This window comes from Treponema sp. J25 (assembly GCF_004343725.1).
Taxonomy (GTDB): domain Bacteria; phylum Spirochaetota; class Spirochaetia; order Treponematales; family Breznakiellaceae; genus J25.
The window spans coordinates 13,639-39,751 of the sequence record NZ_PTQW01000051.1 but is presented as its reverse complement, the minus strand read 5'-3'; the positions used below and the strand labels follow the sequence as shown (position 1 = coordinate 39,751).

Below are 26,113 nucleotides of genomic sequence, written 5' to 3'. Positions count from 1 at the left end.
GCGGTTTTTAGAGGTGCCCTTCCGCTAAAGAAGAACTAATCTGGGCGACCCATTGATAAGGAGTATGCGGCTTAGGAACAAAGGTCCCCACATTGATATGTATTTCCATTTTGACGGCTCTAACAATAGACGTAATAAAATCGACAATAGCTTCTTCCTCTTTGTTGTACTCGTACCCTTCTTCATAGTCTCCAACGGGAAGACCTATCATAAAATAAAATTTTGCTGAACGCCAACCATGATTTTTTGCTTCTTTAAGAATCGCAATAACACTTTCACAGGTTACTTCTTTGTTAAGGGACCATTGCCAATGTTGATAAGGGGTTTCCACCGCAAAGGTAAGGCCGCTTTTCCTTGTTTCTGCAATTTGTTCTAACAGTGGTAAGGAAAAACTTGAAACCTTAAGCGACGGTAATTGAAACGAAATATAACGATGCTTATACGTAGTGTTTAATGCAAAAAGGAGTTCATCAATACCTTGATAGTCCCCCGAAGAAAGCGAGGAAAGGGTAATTTCTCGATATCCCCCCTTCTGAATGAATTCTTTTACTTCATCAACTATAGCATCTGCGTCTTTTTGTCTCATGGGACGATACCAAATTCCAGCATGACAAAAACGACACCCGTTAGGACAGCCTCGCATGATTTCTACTGCCCCATGGTCTTGAACTATTTTTATATTGGGAACAGGAAAAACCGGCACAACAACTCGGTCATTTTTGCCAAAAGTCGTATAAATAGATCTAACCGCTGTTTTTCCAGGCATCCAGATATGTTTACAGTCCCATAAAATTGCAAGCAAATCTTTTTTAGAAGCTCCCTTTTTCTTATGGTCTCTTAATACTTTCACCAATTTAAAGAAATTATTTTCCGCTTCACCAATCCAGAAAGCATCAATAAAAGACTCATAAGGGCTCGGATTGGATACCGCAGGTCCACCCATGATAATAATGGGGTCTTTTTCACTTCGTTCTTTCTTTAAAACGGGTATTTTTCCACTTTGTAGAATAGTGAGTACTCCCGTAATTCCGAGCTCATACCCAAGGGAAAAACCGATCATATCGAGGTCATACAGCGGAATCCCTCGATCAAGAGTGTATAGAGGTATCTCTCGTTTTTTAAGGAGCTCTTCAAAATCGGGGGCAGGACAAAAAACCCGATCACAGGAAACCCCTTCTATACGATTTAAATGGTTATATAAAATTCTAATTGCCTGATTAGACATCCCAATCTCATAAAGATCGGGAAATGCAATGGCCATGGTGAAATCAGCGTCTTCTTTTCGATATATGCCAAATTCACCACCGACATAACGTCCTGGTTTTTCAATATTCAATAAATCACTACCAAGATCAGAAAGAGGATGTATACGCATACAATAAATCTTAATGTTCAAAACGACGAATATAAATACTCTGCAAAATACCTATACCTATCATAGTGGCAAGAAGAGAAGAACCACCATAAGAAAGAAAAATAAGAGGGATACCGGTAATAGGCATAATTCCCATTGCCATTCCTACATTGATAACGAAATGAAAGAAAATAACCGCAGATATTCCGCTTGCAACATATGAACCAAAGGGATCAGAAGTGGTTTTCATAAGAGTAGTACACCGTATAAGAATAACAAGAAATAAAAGGAAAAGTACTATACCACCAATGAATCCCATCTCTTCAGAAAAAATAGAAAAAATAAAATCCGTGCTCTGCTGAGGAAGGTATCGATAATGACTTTGCGTTCCTTGTAGGAACCCTTTCCCAAGAATTCCTCCAGATCCGATTGCAGTAATCGATTGGATAATATTCCATCCTGCTCCACGGGGATCGATAGAAGGATCAAGAAAGACTAAAAGCCGCATAATCTGATATTCTTTTAAAACATGGCGAGCTATAAATGAAAATAAAAATGAACCGGCCAACCCAGAGAAAATATAGGCAATCCAATAAAAATACCGTTTTCGATATCGTAGGTACCCAAAGATTGATAGCACACAAATAATAGCAAAAAGGCCAATAAGCAGAAAATCAACTTTTGTATTAGAAAGGGCATTAATAAAAGGATAGCTACTCTTTAATATATATGATTGCCAAAGAGGAAGAACTGTTAAGATACCTGTGCCTGCAATAAAAAAGGCAACATATAAAATATAGGTAAGACGAATACCTGCAATATACGACATAAAAAGAAAAATGGGTATAAAAACTAGAGCAGTCCCTAGATCCGGCTGCAATAATATGATAGCCACGGGAACAAATATAATAAGAGCAGAAATTATAAAACGATGGGTTTCGTCAGCTTCCCGCCCACTGGAATCAAGATATTTGGCAAGATAGAGAATGGTAGCAATTTTCATAAACTCTGAAGGTTGAATACCAAAAGACCCGATACCAAGCCACGCCCGTGCCCCATTGACAACCTTCCCAAATACAGCGGTATATAGAATCAGTAATAAAAAGAAAAAGTAAATATACTCTACAAAGTCATAAATTCTTCGATAGTCTACAAGGGATAACACAAGACACACTACAATACTTAAAACAGCCCAAATAATTTGACGAATATATTCTGTGGAAACAATATCTCCCGTCGACGTGACTCCCGCAGAAAAAACAAACATAACTCCAAGAATTATGAGGGCCACAGCACTGAGCAATAAGGGGAAATCCATCTCCCCAAGTCTTTTTACGTTCATTCTCTTCGCTCTCTCATAGTGGTAATATGCTGGAATCCCAAAGCTTGCACTGCTTCTTCGTAGGTTTGATTGGCAAATATTCCCTGAAAGATAATTCCTGTAGCATAGGTTGCCCACCATTCCCAGGGATTTGATGCTTCTACAATAACAGCAACCACCACCTGATCCTCCGGATTAGTAGCATTATACGGACCATAGGCAACAAGCCATGAATGCCAGCGATCCGCGAGGCCTACTTCGGCGGTTCCTGTTTTAGCTGCAATCTGGACTGTCTTAATATTAAGAGGGAAACGAGCTGTTCCTTCAGTAACAACGGTACGCATATACTCCCGGGTTGTTTTAAATGTTTCTTCGCTAATCTCCTCGCTTTTATGAAGAATAGTCGGTTGTACTTTTTTCACAATTGCTCCAGAAATAGGATCCCGTACTTCTTTTAAAAGATGGGGTTCATATATAACACCATTATTTATCAACATGGCTACCATATTTGCCATTTGTAAAGGGGTTATCAAAGTAAATCCCTGGCCGATAGACATATTCATCGTATCACCGCCAAGCCACTTTTCATGAAACCGTCGCTCTTTCCACTGGGGTGTAGGAACAAACCCTGGGGTCTCTCCTGGAAGATCTATATTTGTTAATTCTCCTAGACCAAAATCTCGGGCATACTGAACAACTCGCTCTATTCCAAGATAATCTCGTACCACGTTCCAGTAATAAATATCACACGACTGCGCCAGAGCTTGCTGAAGATTTAAATAACCGTGGCCTGGCTTTCTAACCCAGCACCTCCAGGATCTATCTCCATAATATATCTCTCCCTCGCAAAGGACCTTTTTATCAAGGGGGAAAACCTTTTCATTTAAGATAGCAGCGGTCATTATAATTTTAAAAGTAGATGCTGGCGGATAACTCGATTGAATAGCCCGATTCACGAGGGGCCGGTTAGGATCAGCAAGGAGATTCTGATACAATTGGCCTTTGTCATTTCGATTAAAAATATTAGGGTCATACCAGGGATAAGAGACCATGGCAAGGACTTCTCCACTTGCCGGCTTAAGCACTACCGCCGCTCCCATCCGTGGGCCAAGGGCCTTTTCGGTAAGAGTCTGAATGTTTCTATCAATAGTGAGGACTAGATTTTTACCAGAAATTGGTGGGTCCGTGAGCTCCCCCTCTTTTTGAGAGATATTTCGCTCCCGTACATCAACGGTCTTAATGATTTTTCCGTTTTTCCCTCGCAATATTTCATCGTACTGTTTTTCTATTCCCGCTTTCCCAATAATATCACCCTGGGCATAACCTTTATTATAAAGCAGTTTGAGTTCTTCTCGCGTAATTTCTCCTACATATCCAATAACATGGGAAAGACTTCCCGTATCAACATAATTTCGTATTGGCTTCGATTGCCAGGTAACTCCTGGCAATTCATCCGCATGTTCAGCTAGAGAAACAATAGCTTCGTAGGAGACATTTGTAGCTATTTCAATTGGTTGATAAAGGTGATAGTAAGAAGGTGGGACCTTCGTGTTAATTATATCTTTAGAAATCCCTATAATTCCGGAAATCCGTTCTACCACTTGCTGGAAAGAACCTTTGGGAATTTCTGCAGGGATAATAGAAACACTAAAAGAGTCAACATTTAATACTATAGGTTGATTATAATTGCGGTCATAAATTTCGCCCCGCTGAGCAGGAATAGTAATAACCCGTCGTGTAATAGTAGCAGCCTGTTGTCGATACAATTCCCCTAGAATTCCCTGTATGAAAAACAAGCGCAACGCATAAAGAGAAAAAATAGTAATAAAAAGATATTTTAGAACTTCTATTCTTTTAACAGGACGCTCTGCCTTAACATTAATTGGTAAAGCCATTACAATACATTCCTGGGAACCACAAGGATCTTTTTAAACAACTTTAAAAAAGAAAAAACAAAGGGAGCTAAAACCATATTCACTAAAAGCTCTATCCAAAAAACAGGTTCCGTAATTCGATAAAAGGGAAGCATACCAGAAAAAAGAATATGTAAAAAGAATACCACTATAGCCTTTAATATTGTTGTCACTCCTGTAAGGAGTATGGGGAAAATAAAAATATCCAAGTACACAGAACCATTCAAGAGACCAACTAAAAATCCTACTATTGTTCGAATAAGCATATTATATCCAAGAGGTGCAGCCGTAAAAAAATCCAGAATAAGCCCTGAACTAAAACCTGACACCTGACCAACCATAGTTCCATTCGAAAAAGCAATATACACAAGAATGATTAAAGTGAGATCTGGAATAACAGATATAAAAGTGAATTTACTTATTATAGTAGACTGTAATATGGCTGCTATAAAGGTAAAAACCGTGGACCAGATAATAGGTTTAATCATTGGTCTCCCCCCACCCCTTTATCCACGATAAATACGTATTCAAGTTTGGAAAAATCGATAACCGGTGCCAGTTCCAGAGTGATTGAAGTTTCGTAATCTTGAATAATCATTCGTTCTACCCGTCCGATAGGTATGTCCGGGGGATATATGTCACTTAAGCCACTGGTAATAACCATGCTGCCAATTTGAATTTCATCTTTTGCGCGTTTTTTTACATACCGCATAACCACTGTTTTCTGCGCACTTCCTTGCCCATTTACAATACCCTCATAACGACTATCCAACAAACGGGAAGAAACAAAAGAATTACTATCATATATAGGCATCACAAGACTTTCATGAAGTCCTACCTGAATAACCTTCCCCACCAATCCTCGCTCGCCGTCCTGGTATGCAATAACTGCCATATTTTTTTTAATACCCTCGGTCGTTCCTTTATTAACTACAAAACTTGAAAATAGATTATCTGGTTCTTTACCGATGATTTCGGCTACAAAATAACGATACGGTATGGTTTTGCTAAAACCAAGCAGTTCTTTAAGCTGTTCATTTTCTCGTTTAATATATACACTATCTCGTTGAATTCGTTCATATTCTTCAACTTTTTCGAGGAGCGCAAGGTATTCTTTTTTTAAATTCCCTAATTCCTGTACTGATTTTATTGTTTCGGAAACAAAATTAGTCGCCTTATGTACAATATTCCGCACCCCAGAAAAAGTAGAAAACCCTATCTCTCGAAAATCAACAAAAAAACTCCGTGCCGAAAAGAGAAGTAGTAAAAACGAAAAACCTGTTAATCCTACAAAAACATAAAGGGTAGTCGGCACAAGCCGAGACGGCTTCTTCATATTACCTTAGCCCTAAATCCTAACTATTCAGGTTATCGTAAATACTGCGGGTATTATCAAAACCCTTAGCAAGCTCGAAATACTTACCTGCCCCGAGAGCAACACAATCGAGGGGCCGTTCTGCAAGAATAACGGGAACTCCCGTTTCCTTTGAAATAAGCTTTGGTAAACCTTTGAGTAAGGCCCCTCCTCCGGTCATAACGATCCCCCGTTCTACGATATCTGCCGCAAGCTCTGGGGGAGTTTGTCCAAGGGTTCGCTTTATCTCATCCACAATCTGGGTAATAGGTTCTTTTAATGCCTCTCGCACTTCTACCGAATCAATTTCGAGTCGACGGGGAAGACCGGTAATCGCATCGGTTCCCTTTATTTCTACCTTTTCTATGGTTTTGTCCGGCGCGGCATTGCCAATTTCAATTTTTAAACGTTCCGCCGTTTGTTCTCCAATGATAAGATTATGTTTGCTTCGAACGTGCTTAATGATGGCTTCATCGAATTCGTCGCCCCCAAGACGAATGGCATTGGTAACAACCATCCCCCCCAGGGAAATAACGGAAATTTCGGTGGTCCCTCCTCCAATATCACAAATCATATGCCCCGCGGGTTCAAAAATAGGGATATCCGCTCCGATGGCTGCAGCAAGGCTTTCTTCAATAACCCGTACATCCCGGGCCCCTGCCTTATAGGCGCTTTCTTCGACGGCCCGCCGTTCTACTTCGGTAATACAGGAAGGGACTCCAATAACCATACGAGGACGGATAAACCAGTTCCGTGGAAGTACTTTGGAGATAAAGTAACGGATCATCTTTTCAGTGGTTTCCAGATCCGCAATAACCCCATCTCGTAAAGGGCGAATGGCAATAATGTCTCCCGGGGTCTTCCAGAGCATTCGCTTTGCCTCGGCCCCAACAGCCACAACCCGCTTGGTCCCTCGCTCAACAGCTACTACCGAAGGCTCATTAATCACAATCCCCTTTCCCCGTACGTAGATAAGGGTGTTACATGTCCCAAGATCAATACCAATATCAGATGACAGCGTATCGAACAGCTTAAAACCAGCCATGGTTTCCTCCAAATTAATCCTTAACTCTTTAACTCGTTAGCCTCGCTCGGGCTAAAGAATGATCCGGTGCTATACGAAGGGTTCTTCGCCATTCAGATCGAGCTCGAATAAGATCCCCTGCCTCGGCGTACAGATCCCCCAACAAAAAATGAGCCTGAGCATTTTCCTCATTTAACGCAAGAATAGCAAGACATTGTTCAATTGCCTTATCCCGTTCTGTCTTTTTTTGATAGAGCAGCGCTAATTCATATCGGGCCTTTTCTATTACTATATCATCCTGAGAGCTTTCAACACAGCGTAAAAGGTATGCTTCTGCTTGATCATAATTCTCTAGATTCAGGTAAGAACGGGCAATGGCAAGAAGGATAAGATCCGGAGAACCTGAGCTTTTATTCGTCTGTTCAAGAACCTGAGAAAGGGCTGCAATACTAGAACGGTAATCTTTCACCGACGCATAGGCCATACCTAAGTATTCGGCAATATCCTTAAAAGGCGCATGAACCCTTTGGGCCTCTTCTAGATACGTGATAGCCAGATCTGCGTAAGAAGGACCTTTGTAATAGTAGGCTTTTCCTAAAACATACAAGACCGCAGGGTCTTTTTTATTGTGTACCGTGGCTATTTTTCGTAATGCCCATATACATTCATCAAGATAGGTTTGCATATCTTGATCACTTGGCTGAGACATGGCCATCTGATACGCTGTAAACCCATATACGGAAAGAGTAAAGGAATCTAAAGGATGCTTTTCAAGCTTTTTTTTAAGATAGGAAAGGAGTTCGGTGTAGGCACTTTTAGTCCATAATTCGTATATATAGGCCCGTTCGGTAGCTATGGTTTTGCGCCAACGGGTAGCAAACAAGATACCCCCCCCTACAAAGAACAAGAGGAGAGCACTCCCTATGGTTAGTCGAACAACTTTTTTGAGCGCCCACTGTTTACTGTAGGTTGATTGTTGAAGCCTCAACATAACTGTAATGATATAACCCTTTTTTGAATAAAAAGTCAACGAGAAAAAAGGTAATGGACCTGTAAGCCGAGTTCTGTCTTCCCCTTTAAGGGAAGGGATACCATCTATCTTCGATTTTCGTCACCGAAAATCTTCAAGCGGTCTACCCGCGGTACTTCGGAGGGGCCATCCATTCCCGCTGCTTGACCTTGCTCCTGATGAGGTTTACCCTGCCATGCTGTTACCAGTCATGCGGTGGGCTCTTACCCCGCCTTTTCACCCTTACCCCTGCTCTTTCGAGCAGTACCCTGTGCTCGTGCACAGAGGGGCGGTATGTTTTCTGTGGTACTGTCTGTCCTGCTGACCTTACGGCCAGCAAGCCCGGGCATTACCCGGCATCAGGCCCTCTGGAGCCCGGACTTTCCTCAATGAAAAGGGTAAATTTCTTCCCTTTTCATCGCGGTATCCCGATCCATTACCTCTAATTACTCATCAAAATCCATGTCTACCTTTTCGTCATCTTCCTCCTCTTCTTCTTCCTCTTCTTCATCATACTCTTCATCAAGATCAAAATCCTCTAAATCAGAAAGGCTCCCTGCATCTTCTTCGTTAAAGAACTCCATCTCGCCTTCTTCAGATTCTTCATAGTACAGAATTCGCGAACAATAGGGGCAGAATACGATTTCTTCGCCACTACGAACCATGTTCGCAAATTGCACTGGCAGAATCATATGGCAGCCATTACAGACCCCACCTTTAATAGGTACAATTCCAAGCCCCATTTTGTTTCGAATGATCCGTTCAAATTTAAAGACCACTTCAGGATCAAGACCGGCTGTAATCTCCCGTTCCCGTTCTTTAAGGGTTTCCAATTCTGCCCGCTTTTCTGCTAGTTCCTGCTCAATCCCTGCCCTTCGCTGTGCCAGATCTCGCTCCTGCTCTTCTACGAGGGCGGCTTCCCGCTGGATTTCTTCCGACAGAACAGCCAGATTCTTTTCTTCCCGTTGCAGTTCCTTGCGATACTGCTGTTCTTTTTCACTGGCCTCCCGGATTTCCTTGTCGAGGGCCTCGTATTCCCGCTGGGTGGTAATGGTATCCATCGCCTTTTCGGCCCGCTCCCGGTTACTTTCGGCTTCCGCCAGGGATACCTTTAGCTGGCTCACCAGGGCTGTAATACGATCATACTCCTGATTTTTTTCTATAAATCCCTTCTTTAAACGGGTAAGGAGTTCCTGCTGGGTTTCAAGAACCCGCGGAATCTCCACTATATCTTTTTCCAGTCGAATTTTTTCTGCCAGAATATCCTGCAATACCCGAAGTTTAGAAAACACTTCTTCCATCACCATGCTTGTTCCCCTTCATCTAAATTTAATGATCAAGATAATCTTTTAGCTTTCGGCTCCGTTTAGGATGCCGTAGTCTTCGCAGCGCTTTTGCTTCTATCTGCCGAATCCGTTCCCGGGTAACGTTAAAATAGAGCCCCACCTCTTCCAGGGTAAGAGAGTATCCATCGTCAAGCCCAAACCGCATCTTGAGCACCTCCTGCTCCCGGGGTGGTAGCGTTTCCAGAACACTCCGGAGTTGCTCCTGCAACAGGGTAAAGGCGGTTTGATTGGCGGGATTTTCCACATCCTTGTCTTCTATAAAGTCCCCCAGGAGGGAATCCTCCTCTTCTCCAATAGGTGTTTCCAGAGAAATGGGTTCCCGGGCCACATTCTTTACGGACTTTACCTTCTGAGCGGTCCAGCCAAGGCGCTCCGCAATTTCTTCATCGGTGGGCTCCCGACCAAGGACCTGCATGAGCTGTCGGGATTCCCGGACTACCTTATTGATCTGTTCAATCATATGAACCGGCACCCGAATCGTTCGGGCTTGGTCCGAAATCGAACGGGTAATGGCTTGTCGAATCCACCAGGTGGCATAGGTTGAAAATTTATAGCCCTTACGGTATTCAAATTTTTCTACCGCCTTAATAAGGCCTATATTCCCTTCCTGGACGAGATCAAAGAAGTGAAGTCCCCGGTTGGTGTATTTTTTGGCAATCGACACCACAAGCCGAAGGTTTGCCTTGATAAGTTTATCTTTGGCACTCTTCATCATCACCCGGCCGCGGTTAATTTCCTTTGCCATTTTTAAGATTGAATCAATGGGCTCTTCAAATTCAATTTCTAATTGATGGAGTTTTTTTTCTGTTACCTGGATGTGCCGGATCAACTCTTTTATTTCATCCGCCGGAAGGCCAAGCTCTTCTTCTAGCCGTTCCCGCTCATGTTTAATAGTAAGATTTCGACCCAGGGCACGTAATTCTTTTATGGAACTGATTCTCAGTCGTTTTTCAATCCGTTCTTGCTCCCGTTTGTATTTTTTTATTTTCTTTGCGGCCTGAACAAATTTCTCAGAAATACCAGAGATTTCTTCAGGATGGATATCCGCTTCGACCAGAACGGGAATAATCTTTTCTCGTAATTCCTTAAGTTCCGGCGCTTCAAAAATATCCTGTCCCCGGGCAACAAGGTGCTTTTTTATATCCATGTATTGTTTAAGCTCAGAACCGACGAGCCTCAGGGTTTCCTTATAATATTGATTCAAACGACGACGCTCAGCCATGTATTCGGTCATTTCTTTCTTGGAAAGGTTCATCTCCCGGGGGTCCCGCTTCGAGAAGGCCCGCTGAGCAATTGCATAGTAGGCAGGGATAATCATACCGGATTTTCGCACGACCCGTTTAATGATATTTTCCCCTTCCTCCATCTGCTTGGATAGTTGGACTTCCTGCTCAGCGGTAAGAAGATTTTCCTTTCCAATTTCTCGAAGATAGAGCCGGATAGGATCGTCTACAGAACTCTCCTTATCGTTGTATATTAACCGTTTCTTTTCAGGTTCCTCTTCTATTATTTTTTGATCTTCCAGTTCTATCTCATCATCCAAGAGGGGTTCTTCTTCTACGAGTTGGATATTCTGGGATTCTAATAGAGAAAGAACCTCATCCATCTTGTCCGAATTGATAATATGCTCCGGTAAAAAGTCGGACAATTCATCATAGGATAAGATTTTCTTTTCCTTTGCGTATTCAATCAGCTTTACAACTGCCGGATCTAGCTGTAAGTCGGTCATGCCATTTCATCCTTAAGCCGTTTAATTTCGGCATCTATATGCATTATCTCCGCCAGCATATCCTCAAGGCTATCCTGACGGGAATATTCCAATTGGGATTGGGCAAGTTTCAATTTAGTTACCACCGTGGTCCGTTGACGCTCCAGGTGACGAATTCGTATGCGCCTGATACCATCCTGCACAATTTTTTCCGGTTGCACAGAAAAAGCCCCCTCTGCAGTTTTTTCAAGCACGAAATCTCGCAAAAGGGGGTCCTGTATCTGTTCCAAAAGGCTGTCCATATCTTCCCGACCAAGACGGTAACACTCTTCCAGGGACACAAACAATTCTTTTGCCCGCGAATCTTCTACCATATCTGGGCTTAGGTGAGCACGAACAAAGGGATACCACTTTCGCTGGGCTATCACCGTAAGAAAAAGATATACTTCATCGTTTAAGTGGATCGTAGAAGATCGGGAGCTTCTCTGTACATTCCGGGCGCCTTGACGTTCCTCCTGTGTTGTACGATGGTAAAAATCCTTCAAAATCGCCGTTTTTTCTACCCCAAAGGCATCCGCAATCTCGTTGACACAAGACTCCCGCGAAACCTCTGAAGACAGGGTTTCGAGAAAAGGGAAGAAGAAGGTTACCGCATGGCTTTTGCCTTCCGTTCGAGATGTGTCATACAGAGCGCGCGCCCGTTCCAACAGATAATCAAAGTCATTTATAGTATATTTTACATATTTTTGCAACGCCTCTATGCCTTTATTTTGCAAAATCTCGGCAGGATCTTTTAAAACCGCCCCTTCTTCCTCCTTTTCTCTGGGATATCCCGCTACAGCGCACCCAAGGCCTGCCCGGCGACAGGTAAGAATAGCCTTTTCCGTAGCCTGCTGCCCCGCCGCATCCCGATCAAAAAGCAGTAGCACCCTGTCAGCCCAGTGATGTAACAGATGGGCCTGTTCTTCTGTAAATGCGGTGCCCAGGGGGGCCACCGCATTTTCTATTCCCGCCTGATGTAAGGCAATGACATCCATGTATCCCTCGCAGAGATACACCTCCTTCGTACTTCGAATTGCAGGAAGGGCTACATCAAGGGCAAAGAGGATCTCCCGTTTTTTATAGAGCATTGTTTCGGGGGAGTTAATGTATTTAGGGCCTTCTCCTTCTAAAATTCTACCACCGAAGGCTACCACCGTCCCTCGCCGGTCGGCGATAGGAAACATAAGTCGATGGTGATAGAGAGAAACCTCGGGATATTGACGGGAAAAAAGCCCCGTTTTAGCAAGGAAGGCTTCTGAGTAGCCCTTCTTTCGTAAAAAGTGATATAACCAGGTTTTCCCCCGGGGGGCATATCCCAGACGGAATCGCTCTATCATTTCCTGACTGATGCCCCGGCGAGCAAGGTAATCTCGACACAGGGCCCCCTGCTCGGTATGGAGAAGAATGTGATGAAAACTTCCCGCAACCCGCTGATACAACTCTAAAAGGTCCTGCCGTTCCCTGAGGGAACTATCTTTTTCGCCCTTCTGTTCCTGCCCATCGTACTGGACCGGCACTCCGAGTTTTCGAGCAAGGAATTCCAGCGCATCGGGGTAGGACAGTTTTTCCATCTCCATAATGAAATTCACCACCCCCCCACCCTTATGGCAACCGAAGCAATAGTAAAATTTACGTTCCCCATCTACCGTAAAAGAAGGGGTTTTTTCGGTATGGAACGGACACAGCCCCCAGTAGCGGTTTCCCCGTTTTTCGAGGCGCACATATTCAGAAATGATGTACACCGCATCAAGGCGTTCGTGGATTTCCTGAATAGTAAGCTCCGAAATACGAGCCATTATTAGTTTTTCTCTCCTTTTACATACAGGGGAATAGCTCTTGTATGTTCATCCAGGGTTCGAGAAAAATGATGGGCCCCCCGTTCAGGATCTATAAGCCGGAAATAGAGGTAGTCCGTTTTTTCTGGGGACAGAACCGCCTTCAACGCCACCGCTCCGGGATTGGCAATAGGGCCAGGCGGCAGGCCCCGATGAAGATACGTGTTGTAAGGGCTTGGAATCTCAAGATCCTGATAGTACAACACCTTGGGGTGCGGTTTATGGAGTATTTCGGTAATAACGTACTCCACGGTAGCGCAGGATTGCAGGGCCATACCCCGTTGCAAACGATTATAAAACACACCGGCAATACGGGGCGCTTCTTCGGGCAACCGGTACTCCCGTTCCACAATCGAAGCAAGGGTAACCATCTGATGAATACGCTCCGGCGAAAGCTCTTTCTGGTTAGCGGTAAACTCTGTGAAGCGTTTAAAAAAGGTCTGCACCATCATTTTCAGGACCGAAGCCGCTGGATACCGCCAGGGGAAATAATACGTATCGGGGAACAGGTAGCCTTCAAAAGACCGGGCGGGGATCTGGAACTCCCGTAATAGTTGGGAATCCGTTGTAACCTTAATAAAATCCGCCGCCGTACAGATCCCTTCTTTTTCAAGGATTGTTGCTACCTTGGAAATGGTGAGCCCCTCGGGAATAGTTACCCGAATCACCAGTTGTTTTCCCGAGACAAGAAGCTTGTGGAGTTCCAGGATAGAAAACTCATTCGTAAGCCCATAGACCCCCGCTTTAATGGGTTCCCGATCAATACGGATCAGCATTTCCCAGAGCAGGCGAGAGCGAATAAGACCGGCCATTTCGAGTCGTCGTCCCAGCCGAGCAGGGGATTCTCCGGGGAAGACTTCCAGAATAATTCCATACCGCGGATCTTGAGTAATACCGGGAACGCCGAAGGGTATACTCTCAGGATGAACGGGAACAGGGGTGGTCATCAATGACCAGAGCGTTAAAAGGCCCGCAAGGATTCCCAGACATAGAACTATCATAATACCAAGACCCACGACGATGGGCCTGGAATGCTTATTCATCTTCTTTTCCCCTTATTTTGTGTGGTTATCCTTCCTGGTCGCCTCTGAAACGAGGGCTTCCATCTCTGCAATGGAATATCGGGTATACAAAACATTTTCTATTTTTGCAAGCAGGTGAGACTCTACTTCATCAAGATGATCCTCTTCCCGTTTTAACCGTCGAAAGAGGGCGAGAATTTCTTCGAAGGTAAGGGTTATTTCGTTCATAGGGTAATGGTTAGCCCCTCCGTGGCCAGGTGTACCTGTACTCCCGTAATTGCCATCCGTTCTACGTACCAGCGGGCATTTTGCAAGATATTGTAGAGCTTTTTATCATCATAGGTAGGGTCATGATGAAACAGATACAGATTTGCGATTCCCCAGTTGGATGCAAAGTCCACCGCCAGACTAAAGGCACTGTGTCCCCAGTTATATTTTTCTATGGCCTCCCCCAGGGTATATTGGGCATCGATGACGAGGGCGTCCACCCCCCCAAAAAAGGCCGCATTCTCATCGGTCCGCTGAAAATCATCGGCCGAAAGCTCCGTATCAGTGGCATATAAAAAGCGATGGAGCCCGTCGTCCACAAGATAGGCATAGGATGCACCCGGATGGTTCATTTTCTTAAAACTTACCGTGGTGTTTCCAAGGATAACCGGTTCGGTAAGATGATGAAAGTGTTTTTTTGCCCCCATGCTTTCCATGGTGATGGGAAAAGATGGGGGACGCATCTGATGTTGCAGGGCCGTTTCTAACTCCTCATGGGGGGAATACAAGTGCAGTTCCATCGACGGATTATAGGCGGGGCCAAAAAAAGGAAGCCCCTGTATATGGTCCCAATGGAGATGGGAAAAAAAGATATGGCACTCCGAGGGTTTCTGTGTATCCTTAGAAAGGGCTATACCCAGTTCCCGGATACCGGTGCCTGCATCAAAGATAATAAGGGCATCATGGGTACGAACTTCAAGACAGGGAGTGTTGCCACCCACGGTCCCAAAAAGCCAGGGGGGAAGCCGGGAAAGGAATCGCTCTTTACTTGTCGGGTCTTTGATGTCGTCCGGGGTGATTCGTTCTATGATAGCAGAGATTTTACTTTTTATCTGCTGGGGTACCGGAGGAGCCGGTAAAGAGCCCCGCACACCCCAGAAACGAATTTGCATTGCCCCCTCCTACATATTCTTTTCTATTCTTCGGGAAATTATACGATTTTCCTTTCCTAATCGTCGGAGTTCTTCAATTTCCTCGGGGCTATACCATCGGCCTTGATTCATGCCGGGACAGTCATTACTTACATTCTGCCACCGGTCGGCACTGGAAAGAATTATATCCCAGAAGGGGAACAACTGACATTGCAGAGGCCGGGCTTCATAGACGGTACAACCATCGTTCCAGAAGATACAATCCTTATTAGACTTTTCTTTTAGGGATAACTGTTCGGTATCGGAAGGCCCCGGCACCCAGCGACAATAAAGCTGTATAAACTCCCGGGAGCCCAGTTTAAGGTAATCCGCTAATCTCAAAAGGTCCTCCTGGGAAAGGAAAACATAACCACTTTCATAGCGACAGCAGGAAGAACAGCGGGTACAGGAGAATAAGAGCCCCTTTTCATAAAAGGTGGTAACCATAGACTATCCTTTGCGGCGCCCTAGCATGATGCTACATGTTTACATGGGAATACAAAAAGGGGCTGTAAAACCGCCGTACCGCCCGTTTTACAGCCCCACTCTGGGGAGAGAAGGATTCGAACCTTCGAAGGCTGAGCCAACAGATTTACAGTCTGCCCCCTTTGACCGCTCGGGAATCTCCCCAATCTACATCGCCATCCTGGCTTGCTCTACAGCCATCTCCCGGAATCGAACCGGGGACCTCGAGATTACAAGTCACGCGCTCTAGCCAACTGAGCTAAGATGGCGTATCCAACGAGCAGTACTATAGCGGAAGACAGGAATTTGGTCAATAGTTTTAGGGGTCCTTTCCATCACTGTTGATAAAAAAAATTCCTTCTCTTCCGGAGGTACCGGCCCAATCAGGACGCAGCGCCTCTGCTCCATTCCGATACAGATGTTGTACGTTGCTTCCCACCGGTAAATATCCATGAATAAGAATTCGGATGATACCCGGAAGTGCCCCATCGGTATGGGGCTCCTGACAGACAAAAAGGGCACACTGTTGGGCCCTCCCCTGCTTTCTGAGGGCCGCCGCGGGATTACAGGCGGTAAGGTCCGCCGTCATAGTAAAAAAGATACTGACGATATCACTTTCTGGTAACTTATTTAGGGAGAGTAACCCATCGTAGAGGGCACGGACCTGCGCTTCTATATCATCCACCGTGTTAATACAACCGGTTGCTCCGCGAATTCCATAGAGTCGTTGTTCCACTATATACCTCCCATCAGATGCAGAATCATTTGACTAAAAAAGGCGTACCCTATTCCCAGAAGAAAAGAAACAAGCACGGCCCCCAGCTTTTTATACCAGGAAATGCGGTGTGGAGAAAGGGGACCCCCATGAGAAGGGGTCAACAGGTGGCCTATTATGCCGATACCCAGAAGAAAAGAAAAGGAACTCTGAAACGCCCCGGTCCAGGTAAGGAGTTGGAGTATCATCCGCTGGGTGCTATCAAGAAAGGATTGAAAATTGCCTACCCAATACAAGAAAAACAGTAAGGTGTTGTACACAAGGATAACAATCAATGTCCGCTTGAATAATAGCTCACGGAGTTCTTTACGGGGTAATCGTCGTAGGGGCATTATGGTTTTTCCTCTCGTAATGCTACCGTTTGCTTGCGAAAGTCACGGTACGGAAGTATTATATCACTACCATGGAGTATTTTTTTAATTTTGAAAAGATAGCCTACCTTAAGGGTAAACGGCCTGAGGGCTGTATTTTGTGTTTGGTGCGGGATCGGGATCCGGCCGTAACGGACCTTACCGTCTATCGGGAGGAGGATTTTACGGTCTGCCTTAATCTGTATCCCTACAATCCGGGACATCTTCTTGTCTTTCCCCATCGACATATAGCGGATCTTCGAGATCTTTCTCCTCCTGAATGGTTGCGACTCCAGGAAGTGCTAAAAATAGCCCTCGATGTGCTTACCGACGAATACAATCCCGCAGGCTTTAACGTGGGATGCAATATGGGGCTCAGCGCGGGGGCCTCTATTGAACATCTCCATTACCACATTATTCCCCGCTATCCCCGGGAGATTGGAATCGCCGAGTTGCTTGCGGGCAAGCGGGTTCTGGTGGAACATCCCCTGGACACCAAAGAGCGACTCATGAAGGCCTTTAAGAAACGCAGTTCCCCTGATGGACGCCGTTAAAACCATACGGGTTCACCGAGTAAAAATGTATATCCTAAGAAGCCCCTTCCAAAGGGATCACAAAAATTAAAAAGCGCCCTTCTTTCATCTCGAGGGTTGCCGGAGATTGGGAAATACGGTTACTAATACCAAAGAGCCCCCGTTGCCACGGATAATCATCCACGGGCCACTTGAGCCCCCTACTTGTAATACGCCAGGGGCCCACCCCCAGGGGAAACACCGAGACCAGGGTATTTTCGGCAAAAGAGAGGGAGAGCGAGGAATAACGGGGGTTTGCCCCATCTCCTATGAAAATTAGTTCCTGGCCGGTAATCCAGAGATCGGGATAGCGGGGGCGTTCAAAAAGCGAAATGAGAGCTAGACTGTGATCGGTTCGCCCTTCCCCGCCCCCCAAGAGGATGAGTTCTTCTGCTCCCTGGTCCCAGGCAAACATGCAGGCAAGTTCCGTATCCGTGTAGTCCTTATCGGGAGGATAACGCAAGATCCGATCCGTTGGAAAAGACGAGAGGAGGTGTTTGTCCTGAAGCGAATCCATATCGCCGATGATCCAGTGCGGAGAAAGTCCCAGGGAAAGGGCGGTACTCAGCCCCGAATCGGCCGCAATGATGAGGCTGGCTCCCTGAATAAAAGGGGCGCACCATGCTTGTGTTGGCCCCTGGCCTCCGATACATACGAGGGTTTTCATGCCGTTTCCTTATCCATGAATTCCTAAAGGGCTTCGAGGAACCGAAGTCCCCTTTTATCCCTTCGGGGCCCCTTGCCCCTGGTTATATCCTACCCGGGAATCCCATAGGTATAGATACCCCATAGGTATAGATGCGGCGATCCCCTTTCCCAAAGGCCGCTGACTGGCTATAGTGCTTCCCATGAGGTTTCGTGTTCCCTATCAACTTACTGAAGTGGCTACAATTTTGCAACAGCACGGCTTTAAGGCCTACCTTGTGGGGGGAGCGGTCCGGGACCTTGTCCGGGGTGTCCCTGCAAAAGATTGGGATATTGCCACCGATGCCCGGCCTGAAGCGGTGCTACGTCTTTTTCGACGGGTTATTCCCACGGGTATTAAACATGGGACGGTTACGATCCATCACAAGGGGCTTGAAATAGAAACAACCACCTTCCGGATTGAATCGGACTATTCCGATGGCCGACATCCTGACACGGTTCAGTATGTTCCTACCATTGAAGAAGACCTCTCTCGCCGGGACTTTACCATGAATGCCATGGCTTATCAGCTTCCCCGGGGTCCCCTGGTGGACCCCTTTAACGGGCAAGAGGATATTCGCCGGAACATTATCCGCTGTGTAGGGGATCCCCTCAAGCGGTTTACAGAAGATGGTCTGCGTCCCCTCCGGGCCCTCCGTTTTGCGGCCCAGCTCGAATTTCATGTAGAGGAAGCTACCCTTGCGGCGATTCCGCGGGCCCTGTCGGTCACCGCGGGGGTTGCAAAAGAGCGGATCCGGGAAGAACTGGACCGAATTCTTGCAAGTCGCCAGCCATCCATTGCCTTCCAGCTTATGGAACAAACGGGGCTCCTGGAACTGCTTTTGCCTGAACTCTCCCGCTGTCGCGGTGTGGAACAGCGGGGCTTTCATCGCTTCGATGTGCTCGATCATAGTCTTCTGGCCTGTGATGTGGCGCCCCGCCACAAGCCGGTAGTACGAATGGCGGCCCTTCTCCATGATATCGGTAAACCCCTGGTCCGTCAAAAAAATTCCGAAGGGACCTGGACCTTTTATCAGCACGAACGGGAATCGGCCCGCCTTTCCCGGGAGCTCTTAACACGCCTCCGATACCCCAATACTTTTATAGAGGCGGTCTGCCACCTGATTAGTCATCATATGTTTTATTATGAAAGTTCCTGGACCGATGCGGCGGTGCGCCGTTTGCTTGCCCGGGTGGGCGTAGAAGCCATGGAAGACATGCTCGATCTTCGTCGGGCCGATGCCTGGGCAACCACAGGAATCGAGCCGCCACCGGATTACAACCGAGAACTCCAGGAACGTATCGAAGCCATCCTGAGGGAAAATTCGGCCTTATCCCTTAAAGATCTCGCTATTAACGGAGAAGATCTGGCTGCCCTGGGCATTCCCCGGGGGCCTATCATGGGAAGGATTCTTACGGAGTTACTCCAGACTGTTCTGGACGACCCCCAAGAAAATACCAGGGAACGGCTCAGCGAGATAGCCCTTCGGTTGTACGAAAAACTGCGGTCCTAGTCTTCGGCCCACGCCGGAATCTGTCAAGAAAGTATACGCCGCTCCCATAAGGGGCAAAAACACCCACGAGTCATGCCGGGGGACAGTCCGGGTCTCTCTTTATTGTTCCCTTGTGGGACATCCCTGTCGTTGCAAAAAAGAAAAAATCGTATATCCGATAGGCGGTTTTGGTTAAAAACACAGCCCTATGTATTGGCTTCACCTTTTGTAAGGTCCGTATAGGCCAGGCGAGCGGCGGCCTGTTCGGCTTCTTTTTTGTTTTTTCCTGTGGCAGGGCCATACACTTTTTCCTGGACCTGTACTTCTACCCAGAATAACCTATCGTGATCGGGGCCGGTTTTTTTTACCAGCCGATACTGCGGATAGGAGCGATACCAATGCTGACACCATTCCTGAAGGAGGGTCTTATAATCCTGGTGATGCCGTTGGGACAAGACCTGTTCAATTTCTTCCTGAATAAAGGGGCCGACGAACTCAAAGGTATGCGTAAAGCCCCCATCAAGGTAGATAGCCCCTACTAAGGCTTCAAGGGCATCAGCCAGGAGTGCTTTTTTGGTTCTTCCCCCTGAGAGTTCTTCTCCTTTGCCTAGAATAAGAAGCGAATCGATTCCTAATTCCCGGGCTCGCCCTGAAAGGATATCCTCAGAGACTACCACACTCTTTATTTTCGCCAGTTCTCCCTCCGGCTTCTCGGGGAGCCGCTCATATAGGATACTGGCCGTAATTAACCCAATGACCGCATCACCAAGGAATTCGAGACGTTCATTATTCACTTTGATGGGAAGTTCGTTGGTGGCAGAGCGATGAATAAACGAAAGGTTCAGAAGCTCTAGACTTCTGAACCTTAGGTTTGCCCGTCGCAGAAAATCCTGCAATACCTTCCGTCGATCTCCATCGACGGGAGGAAGAGAAGGAAGCTTATTTTTGCTGAGATTTAATAAATTCGTAGGCATCCTTAACGGTTTCGAATTCGTTGGCTTTTTCATCCGGGATAGAGATCCCCATTTCTTCTTCGATAGCATAGACCAACTCATAGGTATCCAGGCTATCTGCACCGAGGTCCTGCCGGAAGGATGCGTCCATGGTGATCTTGGATTCATCAATTTCCAGCTTTTCCGCGATGATTTTTTTCATCTTCTCGAATAATTCATCCATTCTCCTATCTCCTTTCGCCTTAGGATTTTGACTGGGGTATGATCACCTGTCGCCCCCGGTAGAAACCACAGCGGGGACATACCCGATGGAGCTGCACCCGGTTCCCGCAGGTGGGGCACTCGATCAGGGTTGGTGCCACCAGTTTCATGTTTATTGCCCGCCGACGCCGAGTTCGAGCCTTGGATGTTTTCCCTCTTGGAACTGCCATAGTAAAAACCTCACTTCACTTAGGTAATGTCGTCGGAGTTTGACACAATCTACAGAGTTTGTCGTAAATTGTCAAGCCTTTTCCGCCGATCTATCATACTTATTTTTTAACATTTCTGCAACCAGGGGGGGGACCATGGCTGAGACATCCCCACCAAAAGAGGCAAGTTCTTTAATAACCGATGAGCGAACCACGAAATAACGGGGATCGGTAGTGAGAAACAGGGTCTCGATTTCAGGATCTAATCCCTTATTAATCATGGAAATATCAAATTCGTAGGAGAAGTCAGCCACTCCCCGCACACCCCGAATCATTACGGGGATCTGGTGTTCCCGTAGGTACTGCACAATAAGGGTATCACAGAGATCTACCCGAACATTGGGGACATCTCGGACTAATTGTTCAATCATATAGCGCCGTTCTTCCGGCGAAAAGAGGTACCGTTTTTCCCGGTTTACCGCAATTATCACCGTGAGTTCATCAAAAATTTTTGCAGCCCGCCGAATCACATCAAGATGTCCGTAGGTGGGAGGATCAAAGGATCCTGGGAAACCTGCCCGTAACATGATGCTGGAGCATACTCCAGAGCAATCGAATGGTCAAGGCCGATATTTGGTGGGCCCTCCCCTACGGCAAAGTCTGAGGTTTATGAGTACCGATGAGGTCTTCCATCGGCCAGCACAGGGCGTCCGTTCTTTCCCAGACCTTGTCTTACCCCCCAACCTTTATAAACAGTTTGACTAATAGAAAAGTTAGCGGTACTATAGAGAAGAATACCACGGGAGTGTGAACCCATGAAATACACTTTGCAACTAGGGCTTTTGACTGGGCTGGGGATAGCTATTGTTCTCTCATGCCAGCACATACCGGCGGAACAAAATACAGTGCAGGAACCAGTACAGAACAGTACAGAAGCGGTTGTCTCACCATCTCCTCCCTCTACATCAGCGCCTCCGGAGGTAAAAGAAGAACCCTTTGATCCCAGGACAGTCACCAAAGAAGAATACGATACCACAAAAATCGAAGTCCAACAGCTTATCGAACGCTTAAACTATATTATTCGAAATAAAGATTTTAATAGTTGGGTCTCTTACCTTAGTCCCGTTTATCGGGATAGCTTGAGTGATCCCGACTTTCTTGCCCAGGTTTCCGAGTCGGCCCGATTAAAAAACGAAAAAATCGTCTTGCGCACTTTGCAGGATTACTTTATATATGTAGTAGTACCATCTCGAGCCAATGATCGGGTCGATGATATTGAGTTTATTGGCCAGAAGCGGGTAAAGGCGTATACGGTTACCCCGAAAGGGCAACGACTACGACTGTATGATCTTGAAAAACGGGATGGACAATGGAAAATAATCAATTGATCCAGTATAATAGACAAAAAGGAAGAATGCATATGGCAATGAGTAAAGGAGAATCCCGGGGAGGCAGCATGAAAAAGGTAGTGTTAGTAGTAGTAGCGTTAGTGAGTAGCATGAACGCTGCTGTCATAGCGCAACAGAAAACCACAGATCAGAAAGAGTTGTCGGTGGAAGAGTCCTACCTTCAGGAATCGGTAGAACTCATGGTGATCCGAGAACAAAGCCGGGCCGAAAGCCGGGACATGAAGCTCGTAGCCTTGGAATATATTGGGGATGCTATTAAGGCAGGAAGAACCGGGCCAGAGATTCAGAAGGCCCTGGAATATCTTGCGTTGGAAGGGATTGTAAACATCTCTCGCGAGGGAGGATTGAATGGCCGGATTACCAATAACTTCCCCGATGTGCGAGCAAAGGCGGCCCAATATTTAGGAGACCTGGGAACGCCGGAAGCCAAAAACACCCTTAAAAAGCTTCTGGTTGCAGAAGCGGAGCCAATGGTCTTGGTAGAAACCATTAAAAGCCTTTCCCGAATTAAGGATGCGGGAGACGAAGACACCACCGCTGCTATTGCCTGGGTGGTTACTCGTTTTGATATTTTGAATCCCGATAATCTACTTGCTTTAGCGGCGGTAGACGCCTACGAAAAAATTGCCGAAGCTAATGGAGGCTTAAAAGATCCCTCCGCTATCAGGGCTATCATTCGTATCGCCGAGGGACCCTACATCCGTCCGGTACAAGCCCGTGCCCGGGAGGTGCTGAATAATCTCCGCAAATATAACGGCCAGAGTAGTAGCAATAGTAACGGTAAGAAATAAAAAGCTGGCCCCCTTAAGGGAAAACAAAAAAGGCCGCCTTAGTGCGGCCTTTTTATTATTCCAAATTATTCCAAACCGTTCCTTACCAAGAAGGGTTTTATAATTGACTTTGAAGAAGCGGAAGCCCCTGGGTGAAAAACCATTGGTAGAACGCTTCTATCCGGCCTAAAAACGCTGTTTCGAGGCGGTCGTTTAGTAAACCAAAGAATGTAAAAGCCCGGGCACCGCCCATACCATAACACACAATATAGCCAGCATAGGTTTCTATAATCAGGGCTGTTCGCATGGCCCCTGCTCCGGCAGTTGAAATATTGTTATATACCAGGGGCTTACTATTTTCCGAATAGAACAAAAAATAATCTTTGTCCTCTATAAAATTATACGTGAATTGACTTGTTTCAAAAGGGAGCATCTTCTGTTGGGCCAGAATAGTAGTCCGAAGAGCATTTGTTCGGGTATCAAGAATAATCGTATCCTGAAAAAGTGGTTGGGTGGTCTTATTCCGTTTACTATAATAGGGAATTGAATCAAGATACGACACTTCTTTTAATTTACGTACAATAGCGTCTTTCAATTTTTGTTCCAAACCAGGTCTAACAGGAAGTATATACACTGCTTCGGCAAGGAAATTAGGATTCATATTTTTAAAAAGTTCTTCCATTTCGTTCAGAGGCCGCTGGCTAAAATCGAACATACTATCACGAATAGCCGGTAAGGGACGAATAAACATCTCTCCCTCTTGAATTTTTGAGACTATTTCGGGCTTTCCCGCTTTAATCTTAAGGGGAGGAATAGCGTATCCTGCATCAATGATTAGAAGCGTTCCCAGTAACAAAAACAGTTTACTATTCACTACGGTGTATCCTTTCTTTCCTTAACTAAATGATCTAGCGATTACTATAATTTTTTTCTATCCAATGGCGGTATTCACCGGAACGGACGTGTTGTATCCATGATTGATGGGTCAGGTACCATCGAACGGTGTGGCGTAATCCTTCCGGGAAATTAACAGATTGCCGCCAGCCCAATTCTTTCTTAATTTTACTGCAATCAATGGCATAGCGCCGATCATGGCCAGGGCGATCTTTTACAAAGGTAATAAGGCGCCGCAGGTCTTCAGCCCTTTTGCCGGTTTCTTCGGCCACAATATCTATAAGCGCATGAACAAGCTGTATATTTTCCCATTCGTTTTCTCCACCAATATTGTATTTTTCCCCTACCCTTCCCTCTCGCATAACGAGCCATACCGCCCGGTTATGGTCTTCTACGTAGAGCCAATCCCGAATATTCTTACCGTCTCCATATACGGGTAAAGCCTTATTCTCCAGCATATTCAATATCATCAGGGGGATAAGCTTTTCCGGAAACTGGTAGGGACCATAATTATTAGAACAATTGGTCAACGTCACCGGAAGCCCATAGGTGTGATGATAGGCCATGACCAGATGATCGCTTGCGGCTTTGCTCGCCGAATAGGGAGAACGGGGATCGTAGGGGGTATCTTCGGTAAAATAACCGGTTGCCCCGAGGCTTCCGTAGACTTCATCGGTAGAAATATGATGAAAGAGAACCGGCGCCTCTGCAAGGGTACCAAAACGATCCTGCCAGTACTGGCGCGCCACCTCAAGCAGCGTATAGGTCCCCAGCACATTGGTGGTAACAAAAGATTCGGGCCCCACAATAGAACGATCCACGTGACTTTCAGCGGCAAAGTGAATGACCGCATCAATCTGATATTCATTAAAAATACGCTCGAGGTTTTGCCTGTTTCGAATATCAGCCTGAATAAAAACGTACCGGGGGGTGGATCCACCACCAAAATGCTCGGCAATATCCGCAAGACTTTCGGCATTTCCCGCATAGGTAAGGGCATCCACATTAATGATACGGCCTGTAAAGCCAGAGTCCCCTGTTAAAAGGTAGCGGATCATGTTGGAACCGATAAAACCAGCCCCACCGGTGATAAGAATGTTCCTAAAGGTACGCACGACAATCTCCAATGATTTTTCATTCCATAGAAATTTAAACGAGGGTGAGCATCTTGTGCATAGCAAGCCAATGAACAAAGGCGTTAAACCAACCTGTGCTGGTTGTTTCCTTTTGGTACATACCAAAACCATGACCACCCTGCTCATAAAGGTGGAATTCGACGGGCTTTTTCGCAGCGCGCCAGCTTTCAATTAACCCAAAACCAGCATTAGCAAAGAAAGGGTCGTCTGCGGCGAGCGCGACAAAGAGCGGTGGAGCGTCTTCGGGAACAGGTACTGAAGTCAGGGGTCCATAAATGTTGCCGATAAACGCTGGCCTGGCGTCTTTACCAACGAGCGTAGTTGCCAGGGTAAGCATGGCACCGGCTGAGAAGCCCAGCATGCCGACACGATTCGGATCAATCTTCCACTCGCTGGCGCGCTTACGGATCAGGGCAAAGGCGGCGCATGCGTCCTCAATCTGAGGCGCAAGATGGACTTTCATCTGCTCTGGATCGGGTCGCGGCGGCTGACGTCCCGTGTTAGAAAACATCTCGTCCATTGAACGTTTGAATTCGGCTAAGTCCGCCGGTGTTTGGTTCAAACGATATTTAAGAACAAAGGCGGCAATGCCGTATTTTACCAGAGCGCTGGCCACATTCCATCCTTCGTTTTCCATTGATAATGAAAGGAAGCCGCCACCCGGCGCAACAATGACCGCAGCCCCGCTGGCTTTCGCAGGATCGGGCAAAAACGGTGTAAGCGTTGCCACCGTAACATTCCGAGCAAACCGGCTACCGTACTGCGAATGCCATGACTCAGGGGCCTTTGCGTTGGGGAGCGGAGGGGTTCCAAGCTCAATCGCATTCGGCTGATCGGGGATGGCAATCGGTGTCATGGTGTCGTCAATCTGCGCTTGACCCAGGGTTTCGACAGAATTATCTTTTTCTTTCATGACATACACCTCTTACATTAAAAATATCGGGGGCAACCCCCATTTTATGCAAATGGAATTATACTGACATTAAGTAAGAGAAGCATGATAAAAAGGATTATCATGTGCTTTCCCTATTTATCCGGGAATAAGTGGATAACGGAGAAATACTAAAAATTACATTTATGGAAATATTATATTTAA

28 protein-coding genes, 2 tRNA genes and 1 other RNA gene are annotated in these 26,113 nt (G+C 46.1%); 4 read left to right on the top strand and 27 right to left on the bottom strand.

Going from position 1 to position 26,113, the window contains the following annotated elements; translation table 11 throughout:
* Positions 1 to 7: 7 nt before the first annotated feature.
* The 19 genes from C5O22_RS12695 to C5O22_RS12605 form a co-directional block, all read right to left on the bottom strand.
* Positions 8 to 1,396, bottom strand: coding sequence for a radical SAM protein (locus tag C5O22_RS12695; protein ID WP_243692948.1), 1,389 nt, complete (start codon positions 1,394 to 1,396; stop codon positions 8 to 10).
* Complete coding sequence (gene rodA, locus C5O22_RS12690) at positions 1,386 to 2,696, bottom strand: rod shape-determining protein RodA (protein ID WP_132782389.1); 1,311 nt, start codon at positions 2,694 to 2,696, stop codon at positions 1,386 to 1,388. Before rodA ends, C5O22_RS12695 begins: the two co-directional genes overlap by 11 nt.
* On the bottom strand, positions 2,693 to 4,570 hold the full coding sequence (gene mrdA, locus C5O22_RS12685) for a penicillin-binding protein 2 (protein WP_132782387.1): 1,878 nt from the start codon (positions 4,568 to 4,570) through the stop codon (positions 2,693 to 2,695). Before mrdA ends, rodA begins: the two co-directional genes overlap by 4 nt.
* Entirely contained in the window at positions 4,570 to 5,076 is a 507-nt protein-coding gene (gene mreD, locus C5O22_RS12680) for a rod shape-determining protein MreD (protein ID WP_132782385.1), read from the bottom strand. Before mreD ends, mrdA begins: the two co-directional genes overlap by 1 nt.
* A complete protein-coding gene (mreC, locus tag C5O22_RS12675) occupies positions 5,073 to 5,924 on the bottom strand; it encodes a rod shape-determining protein MreC (protein ID WP_132782383.1) in 852 nt (283 codons plus the stop codon). The genes mreD and mreC overlap by 4 nt, the downstream gene beginning before the upstream one ends.
* Positions 5,925 to 5,943: 19 nt before the next feature.
* Positions 5,944 to 6,987, bottom strand: coding sequence for a rod shape-determining protein (locus C5O22_RS12670; protein WP_132782380.1), 1,044 nt, complete (start codon positions 6,985 to 6,987; stop codon positions 5,944 to 5,946).
* A 28-nt stretch (positions 6,988 to 7,015) separates the two neighbouring features.
* Positions 7,016 to 7,957 carry a tetratricopeptide repeat protein gene (locus C5O22_RS12665; protein WP_132782378.1) on the bottom strand — a complete coding sequence of 314 codons (942 nt, stop codon included), beginning with the start codon at positions 7,955 to 7,957 and terminating at the stop codon, positions 7,016 to 7,018.
* A gap of 46 nt (positions 7,958 to 8,003) precedes the next feature.
* Positions 8,004 to 8,415: RNase P RNA component class A (gene rnpB / locus C5O22_RS12660), an RNA gene on the bottom strand.
* 6 nt (positions 8,416 to 8,421) lie between these two features.
* A complete protein-coding gene (locus C5O22_RS12655) occupies positions 8,422 to 9,282 on the bottom strand; it encodes a zinc ribbon domain-containing protein (RefSeq protein ID WP_132782376.1) in 861 nt (286 codons plus the stop codon).
* A 22-nt stretch (positions 9,283 to 9,304) separates the two neighbouring features.
* A complete protein-coding gene (rpoD, locus tag C5O22_RS12650; RefSeq protein ID WP_132782374.1) occupies positions 9,305 to 11,050 on the bottom strand; it encodes an RNA polymerase sigma factor RpoD in 1,746 nt (581 codons plus the stop codon).
* Positions 11,047 to 12,867 carry a DNA primase gene (gene dnaG / locus C5O22_RS12645; RefSeq protein ID WP_132782371.1) on the bottom strand — a complete coding sequence of 607 codons (1,821 nt, stop codon included), beginning with the start codon at positions 12,865 to 12,867 and terminating at the stop codon, positions 11,047 to 11,049. The genes rpoD and dnaG overlap by 4 nt, the downstream gene beginning before the upstream one ends.
* 2 nt (positions 12,868 to 12,869) lie before the next feature.
* On the bottom strand, positions 12,870 to 13,949 hold the full coding sequence (gene mltG, locus C5O22_RS12640) for an endolytic transglycosylase MltG (protein ID WP_132782369.1): 1,080 nt from the start codon (positions 13,947 to 13,949) through the stop codon (positions 12,870 to 12,872).
* A gap of 12 nt (positions 13,950 to 13,961) precedes the next feature.
* Entirely contained in the window at positions 13,962 to 14,156 is a 195-nt protein-coding gene (locus C5O22_RS12635; protein ID WP_132782367.1) for a hypothetical protein, read from the bottom strand.
* Complete coding sequence (locus C5O22_RS12630) at positions 14,153 to 15,088, bottom strand: MBL fold metallo-hydrolase (protein WP_132782365.1); 936 nt, start codon at positions 15,086 to 15,088, stop codon at positions 14,153 to 14,155. The genes C5O22_RS12635 and C5O22_RS12630 overlap by 4 nt, the downstream gene beginning before the upstream one ends.
* Positions 15,089 to 15,097: 9 nt before the next feature.
* On the bottom strand, positions 15,098 to 15,553 hold the full coding sequence (locus C5O22_RS12625) for a YkgJ family cysteine cluster protein (RefSeq protein WP_132782363.1): 456 nt from the start codon (positions 15,551 to 15,553) through the stop codon (positions 15,098 to 15,100).
* Positions 15,554 to 15,654: 101 nt separating this feature from the next.
* Positions 15,655 to 15,736, bottom strand: a tRNA-Tyr gene (locus C5O22_RS12620).
* Positions 15,737 to 15,766: 30 nt separating this feature from the next.
* Positions 15,767 to 15,840, bottom strand: a tRNA-Thr gene (locus C5O22_RS12615).
* A gap of 50 nt (positions 15,841 to 15,890) precedes the next feature.
* The gene (gene aroH / locus C5O22_RS12610; protein ID WP_243692947.1) at positions 15,891 to 16,307 is read right to left on the bottom strand and encodes a chorismate mutase; all 417 of its coding nucleotides are present in this window, start codon (positions 16,305 to 16,307) and stop codon (positions 15,891 to 15,893) included.
* The gene (locus C5O22_RS12605) at positions 16,307 to 16,678 is read right to left on the bottom strand and encodes a hypothetical protein (protein WP_132782359.1); all 372 of its coding nucleotides are present in this window, start codon (positions 16,676 to 16,678) and stop codon (positions 16,307 to 16,309) included. The genes aroH and C5O22_RS12605 overlap by 1 nt, the downstream gene beginning before the upstream one ends.
* 71 nt (positions 16,679 to 16,749) lie before the next feature.
* Here C5O22_RS12605 and C5O22_RS12600 point away from each other — a divergent pair, with 71 nt between their 5' ends.
* Positions 16,750 to 17,250 (top strand): HIT family protein, encoded by a 501-nt coding sequence (locus C5O22_RS12600; protein WP_132782357.1) that lies wholly within the window; start codon positions 16,750 to 16,752, stop codon positions 17,248 to 17,250.
* Positions 17,251 to 17,284: 34 nt separating this feature from the next.
* Here the strand turns inward: C5O22_RS12600 and C5O22_RS12595 are convergent, their stop codons facing one another.
* On the bottom strand, positions 17,285 to 17,935 hold the full coding sequence (locus C5O22_RS12595) for a thiamine diphosphokinase (RefSeq protein ID WP_132782355.1): 651 nt from the start codon (positions 17,933 to 17,935) through the stop codon (positions 17,285 to 17,287).
* Positions 17,936 to 18,116: 181 nt separating this feature from the next.
* Here C5O22_RS12595 and C5O22_RS12590 point away from each other — a divergent pair, with 181 nt between their 5' ends.
* Positions 18,117 to 19,466 (top strand): CCA tRNA nucleotidyltransferase, encoded by a 1,350-nt coding sequence (locus C5O22_RS12590; RefSeq protein WP_132782353.1) that lies wholly within the window; start codon positions 18,117 to 18,119, stop codon positions 19,464 to 19,466.
* A 185-nt stretch (positions 19,467 to 19,651) separates the two neighbouring features.
* Here C5O22_RS12590 and rnc read toward each other — a convergent pair whose 3' ends face one another.
* The 4 genes from rnc to coaD all read right to left on the bottom strand — a co-directional run bounded on the left by rnc (position 19,652) and on the right by coaD (position 21,395).
* A complete protein-coding gene (gene rnc / locus C5O22_RS12585) occupies positions 19,652 to 20,419 on the bottom strand; it encodes a ribonuclease III (protein WP_132782351.1) in 768 nt (255 codons plus the stop codon).
* Complete coding sequence (acpP, locus tag C5O22_RS12580) at positions 20,385 to 20,621, bottom strand: acyl carrier protein (RefSeq protein WP_132782349.1); 237 nt, start codon at positions 20,619 to 20,621, stop codon at positions 20,385 to 20,387. The genes rnc and acpP overlap by 35 nt, the downstream gene beginning before the upstream one ends.
* 19 nt (positions 20,622 to 20,640) lie before the next feature.
* On the bottom strand, positions 20,641 to 20,829 hold the full coding sequence (rpmF, locus tag C5O22_RS12575; RefSeq protein WP_132782347.1) for a 50S ribosomal protein L32: 189 nt from the start codon (positions 20,827 to 20,829) through the stop codon (positions 20,641 to 20,643).
* A gap of 71 nt (positions 20,830 to 20,900) precedes the next feature.
* A complete protein-coding gene (gene coaD / locus C5O22_RS12570; protein WP_132782345.1) occupies positions 20,901 to 21,395 on the bottom strand; it encodes a pantetheine-phosphate adenylyltransferase in 495 nt (164 codons plus the stop codon).
* A gap of 228 nt (positions 21,396 to 21,623) precedes the next feature.
* Between coaD and C5O22_RS12565 the strand changes: the two genes are divergently transcribed.
* Both C5O22_RS12565 and C5O22_RS12560 read left to right on the top strand, forming a co-directional pair.
* Positions 21,624 to 22,196 carry a hypothetical protein gene (locus C5O22_RS12565; protein ID WP_132782343.1) on the top strand — a complete coding sequence of 191 codons (573 nt, stop codon included), beginning with the start codon at positions 21,624 to 21,626 and terminating at the stop codon, positions 22,194 to 22,196.
* A 32-nt stretch (positions 22,197 to 22,228) separates the two neighbouring features.
* The gene (locus C5O22_RS12560) at positions 22,229 to 23,008 is read left to right on the top strand and encodes a HEAT repeat domain-containing protein (RefSeq protein WP_243692946.1); all 780 of its coding nucleotides are present in this window, start codon (positions 22,229 to 22,231) and stop codon (positions 23,006 to 23,008) included.
* Positions 23,009 to 23,105: 97 nt separating this feature from the next.
* Here C5O22_RS12560 and C5O22_RS12555 read toward each other — a convergent pair whose 3' ends face one another.
* The 3 genes from C5O22_RS12555 to C5O22_RS12545 are packed head-to-tail and all read right to left on the bottom strand — an operon-like array spanning position 23,106 to position 25,930.
* Positions 23,106 to 23,861, bottom strand: coding sequence for a DUF6675 family protein (locus C5O22_RS12555; RefSeq protein ID WP_132782341.1), 756 nt, complete (start codon positions 23,859 to 23,861; stop codon positions 23,106 to 23,108).
* Between the two features lie 34 nt (positions 23,862 to 23,895).
* Positions 23,896 to 24,996 carry a dTDP-glucose 4,6-dehydratase gene (gene rfbB, locus C5O22_RS12550; RefSeq protein ID WP_132782338.1) on the bottom strand — a complete coding sequence of 367 codons (1,101 nt, stop codon included), beginning with the start codon at positions 24,994 to 24,996 and terminating at the stop codon, positions 23,896 to 23,898.
* A gap of 34 nt (positions 24,997 to 25,030) precedes the next feature.
* Positions 25,031 to 25,930, bottom strand: a complete 900-nt coding sequence (locus C5O22_RS12545; RefSeq protein ID WP_132782336.1) for an alpha/beta hydrolase — start codon at positions 25,928 to 25,930, stop codon at positions 25,031 to 25,033.
* Positions 25,931 to 26,113: the final 183 nt, after the last annotated feature.

Excerpts from the sequence above, each read along its gene's own strand:
- rodA (WP_132782389.1), bottom strand. The coding sequence starts at position 2,696 with ATGAACGTAAAAAGACTTGGGGAGATGGATTTCCCCTTATTGCTCAGT.
- mrdA (WP_132782387.1), bottom strand. The coding sequence starts at position 4,570 with ATGGCTTTACCAATTAATGTTAAGGCAGAGCGTCCTGTTAAAAGAATA.
- mreD (WP_132782385.1), bottom strand. The coding sequence starts at position 5,076 with ATGATTAAACCTATTATCTGGTCCACGGTTTTTACCTTTATAGCAGCC.
- mreC (WP_132782383.1), bottom strand. The coding sequence starts at position 5,924 with ATGAAGAAGCCGTCTCGGCTTGTGCCGACTACCCTTTATGTTTTTGTA.
- C5O22_RS12670 (WP_132782380.1), bottom strand. The coding sequence starts at position 6,987 with ATGGCTGGTTTTAAGCTGTTCGATACGCTGTCATCTGATATTGGTATT.
- C5O22_RS12665 (WP_132782378.1), bottom strand. The coding sequence starts at position 7,957 with ATGTTGAGGCTTCAACAATCAACCTACAGTAAACAGTGGGCGCTCAAA.
- C5O22_RS12655 (WP_132782376.1), bottom strand. The coding sequence starts at position 9,282 with ATGGTGATGGAAGAAGTGTTTTCTAAACTTCGGGTATTGCAGGATATT.
- rpoD (WP_132782374.1), bottom strand. The coding sequence starts at position 11,050 with ATGACCGACTTACAGCTAGATCCGGCAGTTGTAAAGCTGATTGAATAC.
- dnaG (WP_132782371.1), bottom strand. The coding sequence starts at position 12,867 with ATGGCTCGTATTTCGGAGCTTACTATTCAGGAAATCCACGAACGCCTT.
- mltG (WP_132782369.1), bottom strand. The coding sequence starts at position 13,949 with ATGAATAAGCATTCCAGGCCCATCGTCGTGGGTCTTGGTATTATGATA.
- C5O22_RS12635 (WP_132782367.1), bottom strand. The coding sequence starts at position 14,156 with ATGAACGAAATAACCCTTACCTTCGAAGAAATTCTCGCCCTCTTTCGA.
- C5O22_RS12630 (WP_132782365.1), bottom strand. The coding sequence starts at position 15,088 with ATGCAAATTCGTTTCTGGGGTGTGCGGGGCTCTTTACCGGCTCCTCCG.
- C5O22_RS12625 (WP_132782363.1), bottom strand. The coding sequence starts at position 15,553 with ATGGTTACCACCTTTTATGAAAAGGGGCTCTTATTCTCCTGTACCCGC.
- C5O22_RS12605 (WP_132782359.1), bottom strand. The coding sequence starts at position 16,678 with ATGCCCCTACGACGATTACCCCGTAAAGAACTCCGTGAGCTATTATTC.
- C5O22_RS12600 (WP_132782357.1), top strand. The coding sequence starts at position 16,750 with ATGGAGTATTTTTTTAATTTTGAAAAGATAGCCTACCTTAAGGGTAAA.
- C5O22_RS12595 (WP_132782355.1), bottom strand. The coding sequence starts at position 17,935 with ATGAAAACCCTCGTATGTATCGGAGGCCAGGGGCCAACACAAGCATGG.
- C5O22_RS12590 (WP_132782353.1), top strand. The coding sequence starts at position 18,117 with ATGAGGTTTCGTGTTCCCTATCAACTTACTGAAGTGGCTACAATTTTG.
- rnc (WP_132782351.1), bottom strand. The coding sequence starts at position 20,419 with ATGCCTACGAATTTATTAAATCTCAGCAAAAATAAGCTTCCTTCTCTT.
- acpP (WP_132782349.1), bottom strand. The coding sequence starts at position 20,621 with ATGGATGAATTATTCGAGAAGATGAAAAAAATCATCGCGGAAAAGCTG.
- rpmF (WP_132782347.1), bottom strand. The coding sequence starts at position 20,829 with ATGGCAGTTCCAAGAGGGAAAACATCCAAGGCTCGAACTCGGCGTCGG.
- coaD (WP_132782345.1), bottom strand. The coding sequence starts at position 21,395 with ATGTTACGGGCAGGTTTCCCAGGATCCTTTGATCCTCCCACCTACGGA.
- C5O22_RS12565 (WP_132782343.1), top strand. The coding sequence starts at position 21,624 with ATGAAATACACTTTGCAACTAGGGCTTTTGACTGGGCTGGGGATAGCT.
- C5O22_RS12560 (WP_243692946.1), top strand. The coding sequence starts at position 22,229 with ATGGCAATGAGTAAAGGAGAATCCCGGGGAGGCAGCATGAAAAAGGTA.
- C5O22_RS12545 (WP_132782336.1), bottom strand. The coding sequence starts at position 25,930 with ATGAAAGAAAAAGATAATTCTGTCGAAACCCTGGGTCAAGCGCAGATT.